Annotated in this window: 1 protein-coding gene; it reads left to right on the top strand. The window is 47.0% G+C overall.

Features of this window, described 5'->3' with window-relative positions; translation table 11 throughout:
- Positions 1-368: hypothetical protein (locus LMB57_RS00350; RefSeq protein ID WP_229278020.1), on the top strand; the 368-nt coding region annotated here is incomplete at both ends.

Genomic DNA, 368 nt, shown 5'->3' with positions numbered 1-368 from the left:
GTGCATCAACGTCGTTGAGCCAAAGTGAAAGTGCCTCAACTTCACTTAGTCAAAGTGAAAGTGCCTCAACCTCGTTGAGTCAAAGTGAGAGTGCATCAACGTCGTTGAGCCAAAGTGAGAGTGCATCGACATCACTTAGTCAAAGCGAAAGTGCGTCAACCTCATTGAGTCAGAGTGAGAGTGCCTCAACGTCGCTTAGTCAAAGCGAAAGTGCGTCAACGTCGCTTAGTCAAAGCGAAAGTGCGTCAATCTCATTGAGTCAGAGCGAAAGTGCTTCGACATCACTTAGCCAAAGTGAGAGTGCATCAACGTCGTTGAGCCAAAGTGAAAGTGCCTCAACTTCACTTAGTCAAAGTGAAAGTGCCTCA

The sequence above is a fragment of the Limosilactobacillus secundus genome (genome assembly GCF_020784695.1).
Lineage (GTDB): Bacteria > Bacillota > Bacilli > Lactobacillales > Lactobacillaceae > Limosilactobacillus > Limosilactobacillus reuteri_F.
The sequence above is the reverse complement of the archived record's forward strand: the minus strand, read 5'-3'. Positions and strand labels throughout refer to the sequence as shown.